Genomic DNA, 5,356 nt, shown 5'->3' with positions numbered 1-5,356 from the left:
CCGCAAAAGTCATCCGGGAACATGTCTTTCAGTTCGTCCAAATCAATGGCTTCTTCTTCGGACACCTCCACCCATTCAACGTTTTCTTTCCCTCTTATCGCACATGAGTACATCTCGGCGGCGGCAAGGTTAGAGAACACCTCGTGCATAGGCTCGCCGTTCTCTAACCAGTAAACACAATATTCGACCATAACAGTTTTATCATTTATCGTTGTAATGCCCCTCTACCTCCAAAATGTAGACCTCTACCACTTCCTCGTAAATGTCATAGATTATCCGGTCATGGGCGGTAATGTGTCGAGACCATGTAATATCCCCACCGCCCCTTAACGCTTCGGGATGCCCAAGCCCAGTCTTAGGGTGCTCTAACAATTCTTTGTAGATTTTCTTATACTTCTTGAACAAATTGGGGTTTGATTTCTTCCATTTGGCAATCACCTTATCCACCCCGTCGGAAACCCTAATTGTGTACATCATAGACTGTCGAAATAAGCATCAATATCCTCACTGCTTTTGAGGGTAACACACTTTCCGGATTTGATTTCTTCCCTTGCCTTGTCAATCCTTGCTTGCAGTTCCGGGGTTATCATCAAATCTTCACGACCAACTTTTACCAAAGCGTAAATCTCGTTTTTCCTGCGAATTAGTACCTGCTCGCCATTGTCAGCTTTGGTGAAAGACGCTGCGAGGTTGTTACGGTATTCTCTTACTGATAATGCTTCCATATCTGTTTGCTTTTAAATTCAGTACAAAGATAGCTATATTTCAATAAAATACAAACTTTTTGCACACAAATGTGTACACGCCATAAAAAGCCGTTCACAGTCCTACCGCCCGTTGGTTGGTTTTGCTTTGCTTTTTTCCCCTATTGTTTTTCTTTTTCCGACAGTAAATCAACCACTTATCCGTAAAAAATCAATGACTTGTTATAAAGCATAACTTGTTTATATGCTTATCAGCTTTTTTTTTTAACTAAAAATTATGCTGAAATCCAATAATTTACACAATCTATTTAACACATTACTACGACTTTTTGAATGCTATTTAACACATTACTACGACTTTTTGAATGTTATTTTCCCTTCCAAATACGACTTTTTGAATGTTATTTTGCATCATCTACGATTTTCATTTGCACAAGTCGTAATTACTTATTATATTTGCGCAACATACTAATAATCAATAAAGGATGAAGAAAATCATAGTTCATTTTAAGAAAGAAGAATTTGAAAGGGTTAAAAACGCAATTTCTATCCTCGCAAAATTTTCTGAAATATACGCTCCTCACATAGATAAAGCCAACAGTATTTTATCCTTTCGTGTAGATGATGAAAACGAAACAACAGAAGAACAACAGTGTAACAGTCGTCAATAAAGACCAAATACAAAGCTATATTATGACGACAGCCAAGTATGACTTTTCCGTTTATGAGAAGCGCATACTTTATAGAATTGTAGAAATGGCTCAAGGTGAACTCCAAGGAGTTAGATTTGCAACTGATTGTAAAAAAATAGAACACACACTTTTTGATACCGTTCACATCACAATGCCTATTGCTTCATTGCTAAATGGAGAAAGTGATGAAAACTACACACGTGTAAAACAAGCACTGTTATCTCTACAAAAGAAAATCTTTACCTATGAGGATGAAAAAGAATGGATAAGCATTTCTATTATTGCATTGCCAAAGATAAAGAAGCGTTCATCTGTTGTATCATTCCAAATAGACTCACACATATGGGACTGCTGCTTAGATTTTTCAAAAGGGTTTCGCAAATACGAATTAGCCACTGCGATGAAGTTTAAGAGTGTATATTCTATGCGGTTCTACGAACTTTTAAGCGGTCAGAAAACAAAACTAATCTATCCACTTGAACAGCTCAAAGAAATGTTTAAAGTACAAGATAAATACGCAAAGACAAACGATTTTGTCCGGAAAGTAATTGAACCTGCAAAAAATGAGCTGGACGAACTAAGTCCTTATACATTCGAATGGTCCGCAAACAAGGAAGGGAAAAAAATTGTAAGTTTCAACTTCTATCCAATATTCAAGCCAGAGCATCGTGATGCAGAGCTATACAAAAAAGAGCTACAAAAGCAAACCGGGCTTTCATGGGATTTAGGTAGGCAAGTGATAAGTTACTTAAAAACATCTTTGGAGTTCTCCGATAAAGAAATCAAAAACAACCGGGATTTATTTGTAACAGCACAAATGGAACTTCCAGACATCATGACAGAACTCGCCATACTTAGAGGAAAATCAAGGACAAAAACAAATCCAAAAGGGTGGATTATAAATGCCCTTAAATGGAAAATCAAGGATAAGTGACAAGATTACCCCGGCTGAAATATACCGGGGTAATCTTGTCAAATCAGAGGAACGATTTCCATTTCTACACCAAGCTCTTTCATCTGCCGCTGTATTTCCTCGCTGCTTAGTTTCTCTTTCGCCAGTACAAGCCCATGAAAGGCGTCCCAGCCTGCCGGCTTCGAAACGATACTACCGTTTAGGACGGCATGGGTGATTTCGCCGCCGGACTTCGCACCCTTGTTCAGTATGAAGAAGAACCGGGGTTCTTCGTGTTCCGCTGTTCCCATAATTCGTAAAGTTAGATGTTTATTTATTCCCCTTTTGTTCCCTTGCCTGCTCTTGGTAGTATTCATAATACTGCTTGTAGTTGTCCCGGTCTTTGGCTGCATCCGTCCAAAGATAGCACATGAAACAAGCGAACAATAGGGAGATAACAGCACAAAGGATTGAGTAGAACGAAATTCGTTTGTCCACATAACCGCCGTTTTTCATTCTATACCCCTGCCGTTCAAAGTCCGCCAATACGTTTTTTAGGCGATTTTCGGCACTTTCAAGGCTTTTCCCGTCTATTTGTACCTTTCGGGCTGTTGCGTCCTCTATGCGCTTCGTATAGACTTCAACACGCTTTAGTTCTTGATACACCAGTTCTACCGCAAGCTGCGGGTTTACCCTTGGCGTTGTGTCTTTTCTTTTCCGGGGGCTGTACTGTCCCTGCTTAACGTTGGAAGCTGCCGCTTCCGGGTGTGAGTTTGTTTCCATGAGATATGTTCATTGAGTTGCACTTCAGTTTGCTTTGTGTCCGCTCGATATGGGCGAGAGTGTAGCCTTTCCCTATCTCGCTTGCCTTATACTCCGTACCGCTTCGGGCTGTGACATAGTAGCCGTTAAGTTTCCCGGTGCTTGCCCTGGCTTCCCGGACTTTAAAACCTCTCTTACCAAGTTCTTCCTTGAATTTGGTAAAGTCAAAGCCCTGCATCTTCTTCAATACGCCGTCCATGGCTTCCTTGATTTCCGCTTTGTTGACTTTGCCAATGTCCTGCGACTGTACAAAGTTCCGTTCCTTGGCTATGGCATTGGCGGCTTCCGTTGCCTTTTTCCCTATCCAGTTGTCCCGGTACAGTTCCCCGGAAAGGGAAACCCGGTTTGCCAGTATGTGCAGGTGGGCTTGCTCTTTCTTGCTCTCCGTACCGCTGTGCCGGATGATGATGTACTGGTGGTTCGCCAACCCCATGCGCTGCATGAAGTCGTTACCAAGTTCCGCCCAGTCCGCATCCGTAAAGGTGGCGCTTTCCTCTATCGAGGGGCTGACCTCGAAACGTAGGCAGTTGTTTTTTACGTTCGGAAAATCAATGTGATACGGTTTCATTTCCTGCACCATTTCCGCACCAGTACACCCATAAAGTTCATGCCGGGCTATCTCGGTGGCTACTGCCTGCCCGTTTATCTCTTTGGCGAGGTCGTACTCCAATGCCGCCACACCATGTGATATGCTTTTCCCTTTCCCTATCATCGTGAGAGTATTTTTTTGAGCTCTGTAATTAGTGCCCGGTTCTCCTCGAACACTTCCCGGTACTGGCGACCACCGAAGTAGTTGTTCAGCCGTTGGAGCGTTCCTTTCAACTGGGCTATGTCCCGGAGAAGCTGCCGTTCCTCCTCGGTGTACCTCTCCCTTGGGCGCCCCCCAAGGGACAAACTCCGGCAGTATTCCGATACGCTTAGACTGCACCGGGCTGCCTGCTCCGCAAGTGCGTCCTTTTCAAGTTCGGTACATCGGAATGTAATCTTTTCGTTCCGTCTTAGTTCCATGCCACAAAGGTAATCTTAAAATCTTTTTGAGCAAAGCGAGAAAAGCAAGAATTGTCCGACAAGGACACTTCTTGCTATATATACACATGCCGCATGGGAATACATCCACGCCAACCGCCCGGCAAAAAGCCCAGGCATGTTAGAAAATCCCCCACAGCCTAACAATTTCTACCCAAGGGGATTACACGCCGCAGAAGTCATCCGGGAACATGTCTTTCAGTTCGTCCAAATCAATGGCTTCTTCTTCGGACACCTCCACCCATTCAACGTTTTCTTTCCCTCTTATCGCACATGAGTACATCTCGGCGGCGGCAAGGTTAGAGAACACCTCGTGCATAGGCTCGCCGTTCTCTAACCAGTAAACACAATATTCGACCATAACAGTTTTATCATTTATCGTTGTAATGCCCCTCTACCTCCAAAATGTAGACCTCTACCACTTCCTCGTAAATGTCATAGATTATCCGGTCATGGGCGGTAATGTGTCGAGACCATGTAATATCCCCACCGCCCCTTAACGCTTCGGGATGCCCAAGCCCAGTCTTAGGGTGCTCTAACAATTCTTTGTAGATTTTCTTATACTTCTTGAACAAATTGGGGTTTGATTTCTTCCATTTGGCAATCACCTTATCCACCCCGTCGGAAACCCTAATTGTGTACATCATAGACTGTCGAAATAAGCATCAATATCCTCACTGCTTTTGAGGGTAACACACTTTCCGGATTTGATTTCTTCCCTTGCCTTGTCAATCCTTGCTTGCAGTTCCGGGGTTATCATCAAATCTTCACGACCAACTTTTACCAAAGCGTAAATCTCGTTTTTCCTGCGAATTAGTACCTGCTCGCCATTGTCAGCTTTGGTGAAAGACGCTGCGAGGTTGTTACGGTATTCTCTTACTGATAATGCTTCCATATCTGTTTGCTTTTAAATTCAGTACAAAGATAGCTATATTTCAATAAAATACAAACTTTTTGCACACAAATGTGTACACGCCATAAAAAGCCGTTCACAGTCCTACCGCCCGTTGGTTGGTTTTGCTTTGCTTTTTTCCCCTATTGTTTTTCTTTTTCCGACAGTAAATCAACCACTTATCCGTAAAAAATCAATGACTTGTTATAAAGCATAACTTGTTTATATGCTTATCAGCTTTTTTTTTTTAACTAAAAATTATGCTGAAATCCAATAATTTACCCAATCTATTTAACACTTTACTACGAATTTTTGACTGCTATTTCAC

Annotated in this window: 12 protein-coding genes; 2 read left to right on the top strand and 10 right to left on the bottom strand. The window is 42.4% G+C overall.

Annotated features, from left to right (window positions below):
- From BACCOP_RS03990 to BACCOP_RS03980, 3 genes are all read right to left on the bottom strand, one after another.
- The coding region (locus tag BACCOP_RS03990; RefSeq protein ID WP_007566546.1) for a hypothetical protein at positions 1 to 191 on the bottom strand (191 nt) is incomplete at its 3' end.
- 10 nt (positions 192 to 201) lie between these two features.
- Entirely contained in the window at positions 202 to 477 is a 276-nt protein-coding gene (locus BACCOP_RS03985) for a type II toxin-antitoxin system YoeB family toxin (protein ID WP_004327436.1), read from the bottom strand.
- Positions 474 to 725: a hypothetical protein gene (locus BACCOP_RS03980; RefSeq protein ID WP_004295507.1), complete on the bottom strand. Its 252-nt coding sequence runs from the start codon at positions 723 to 725 to the stop codon at positions 474 to 476. The genes BACCOP_RS03985 and BACCOP_RS03980 overlap by 4 nt, the downstream gene beginning before the upstream one ends.
- 464 nt (positions 726 to 1,189) lie before the next feature.
- Between BACCOP_RS03980 and BACCOP_RS03975 the strand changes: the two genes are divergently transcribed.
- Together BACCOP_RS03975 and BACCOP_RS03970 are read left to right on the top strand one after the other, a co-directional pair.
- Positions 1,190 to 1,375: a hypothetical protein gene (locus BACCOP_RS03975; protein WP_007560600.1), complete on the top strand. Its 186-nt coding sequence runs from the start codon at positions 1,190 to 1,192 to the stop codon at positions 1,373 to 1,375.
- On the top strand, positions 1,326 to 2,330 hold the full coding sequence (locus tag BACCOP_RS03970; protein WP_007560598.1) for a replication initiation protein: 1,005 nt from the start codon (positions 1,326 to 1,328) through the stop codon (positions 2,328 to 2,330). Before BACCOP_RS03975 ends, BACCOP_RS03970 begins: the two co-directional genes overlap by 50 nt.
- A 38-nt stretch (positions 2,331 to 2,368) precedes the next feature.
- Here the strand turns inward: BACCOP_RS03970 and BACCOP_RS03965 are convergent, their stop codons facing one another.
- From BACCOP_RS03965 to BACCOP_RS03935, 7 genes are all read right to left on the bottom strand, one after another.
- Positions 2,369 to 2,599, bottom strand: a complete 231-nt coding sequence (locus BACCOP_RS03965; protein ID WP_007560596.1) for a hypothetical protein — start codon at positions 2,597 to 2,599, stop codon at positions 2,369 to 2,371.
- Between the two features lie 19 nt (positions 2,600 to 2,618).
- Positions 2,619 to 3,071: a mobilization protein MbpC gene (gene mbpC / locus BACCOP_RS03960; RefSeq protein WP_004295511.1), complete on the bottom strand. Its 453-nt coding sequence runs from the start codon at positions 3,069 to 3,071 to the stop codon at positions 2,619 to 2,621.
- Complete coding sequence (gene mbpB / locus BACCOP_RS03955; protein WP_007560590.1) at positions 3,028 to 3,822, bottom strand: mobilization protein MbpB; 795 nt, start codon at positions 3,820 to 3,822, stop codon at positions 3,028 to 3,030. The genes mbpC and mbpB overlap by 44 nt, the downstream gene beginning before the upstream one ends.
- Positions 3,819 to 4,118, bottom strand: a complete 300-nt coding sequence (gene mbpA / locus BACCOP_RS21325; protein ID WP_004327437.1) for a mobilization protein MbpA — start codon at positions 4,116 to 4,118, stop codon at positions 3,819 to 3,821. Before mbpA ends, mbpB begins: the two co-directional genes overlap by 4 nt.
- Positions 4,119 to 4,299: 181 nt before the next feature.
- The gene (locus BACCOP_RS03945; RefSeq protein ID WP_007209655.1) at positions 4,300 to 4,497 is read right to left on the bottom strand and encodes a hypothetical protein; all 198 of its coding nucleotides are present in this window, start codon (positions 4,495 to 4,497) and stop codon (positions 4,300 to 4,302) included.
- A gap of 10 nt (positions 4,498 to 4,507) precedes the next feature.
- Entirely contained in the window at positions 4,508 to 4,783 is a 276-nt protein-coding gene (locus tag BACCOP_RS03940) for a type II toxin-antitoxin system YoeB family toxin (protein WP_004327436.1), read from the bottom strand.
- Positions 4,780 to 5,031, bottom strand: a complete 252-nt coding sequence (locus BACCOP_RS03935) for a hypothetical protein (RefSeq protein WP_004295507.1) — start codon at positions 5,029 to 5,031, stop codon at positions 4,780 to 4,782. The genes BACCOP_RS03940 and BACCOP_RS03935 overlap by 4 nt, the downstream gene beginning before the upstream one ends.
- Between the last annotated feature and the right edge of the window lie 325 nt (positions 5,032 to 5,356).

This window comes from Phocaeicola coprocola DSM 17136, from assembly GCF_000154845.1.
Taxonomy (GTDB): domain Bacteria; phylum Bacteroidota; class Bacteroidia; order Bacteroidales; family Bacteroidaceae; genus Phocaeicola; species Phocaeicola coprocola.
This window is presented reverse-complemented; position numbering and strand designations above follow the sequence as displayed.